Source organism: Thermobrachium celere DSM 8682 (genome assembly GCF_000430995.1).
In the GTDB taxonomy this organism is placed as follows: domain Bacteria; phylum Bacillota; class Clostridia; order Clostridiales; family Caloramatoraceae; genus Thermobrachium; species Thermobrachium celere.
Genome location: NZ_HF952018.1, coordinates 1,975,540 through 1,976,539, shown reverse-complemented (window position 1 = coordinate 1,976,539; position 1,000 = coordinate 1,975,540). Strand labels below are relative to the sequence as shown.

Genomic DNA, 1,000 nt, shown 5'->3' with positions numbered 1-1,000 from the left:
GCGCCAGCGGCACAGCTGGGTAGCCATGTTCGGATGGGATAAGCGCTGAAGGCATCTAAGCGCGAAGCCCACCTCAAGATGAGATTTCCCATAGCGTTAAGCTAGTAAGACCCCTGGAAGAACACCAGGTTGATAGGCCAGAGGTGTAAGCGTCGTAAGGCGTTTAGCTGACTGGTACTAATAGGTCGAGGGCTTGATCATACAGGCTGTGCAGTTTTGAAAGAACTAATCCGGTGACTATGCCGCGGAGGAAACACCCGTTCCCATTCCGAACACGAAGGTTAAGCTCCGCAGGGCCGATGGTACTGCACCGCACGGTGTGGGAGAGTAGGTCGTTGCCGGATCAAACTTAATATTCCACGGTAGCTCAATGGTGGAGCATCCGGCTGTTAACCGGAGGGTTGGAGGTTCGAGTCCTCTCCGTGGAGCCATCTAGAAAATATATGAGGTTGCAAAAGCAACCTCTTTTTTATATTTTTTGCTTTATGTGTTTAAGCAAATTATTTACCTTTAACAATTTTTGCTTTGATCATTGTAATTAATTAACACCAAAAAATCTATTTTGATCTGTTGACATAACATTATATTTTTGATATTATAATTAAGCGTGATGGGGGTGTAGCTCAGTTGGGAGAGCACCTGCCTTGCAAGCAGGGGGTCAGGAGTTCGAATCTCCTCATCTCCACCATATATGGGCTCATAGCTCAGACGGTTAGAGCGCACGCCTGATAAGCGTGAGGTCGGTGGTTCGATTCCACTTGAGCCCACCAGTTCTTTGAAAACTGCACAGCCAAAGGTAACAAGTTCTTAATGAAGATCAAGCTACAAAGGGCGCATGGTGGATGCCTTGGCACCAGGAGCCGATGAAGGACGTGGTAAGCTGCGAAAAGCTGCGGGTAGCCGCAAACAGGCTGTGATCCGCAGATGTCCGAATGGGGGAACCCGCATGGCTAACGCCATGCATCCTTAGCTGAATCCATAGGCTAAGGAGGGCACACCC

At 48.9% G+C, this 1,000-nt stretch carries 3 tRNA genes and 2 rRNA genes; all 5 read left to right on the top strand.

The features are described 5' to 3' along the window. Positions 1–201, top strand: a 23S ribosomal RNA gene (locus TCEL_RS10395); the annotation flags it as partial. Positions 202–229: 28 nt separating this feature from the next. Further along, positions 230–344 (top strand): 5S ribosomal RNA (rrf, locus tag TCEL_RS10390). 12 nt (positions 345–356) lie between these two features. Continuing rightward, a tRNA-Asn gene (locus TCEL_RS10385) sits at positions 357–431 on the top strand. 181 nt (positions 432–612) lie between these two features. Beyond that, positions 613–688 (top strand) — tRNA-Ala (locus TCEL_RS10380). Positions 689–693: 5 nt separating this feature from the next. Next, positions 694–770, top strand: a tRNA-Ile gene (locus TCEL_RS10375). The last annotated feature ends 230 nt before the right edge of the window (positions 771–1,000 follow it).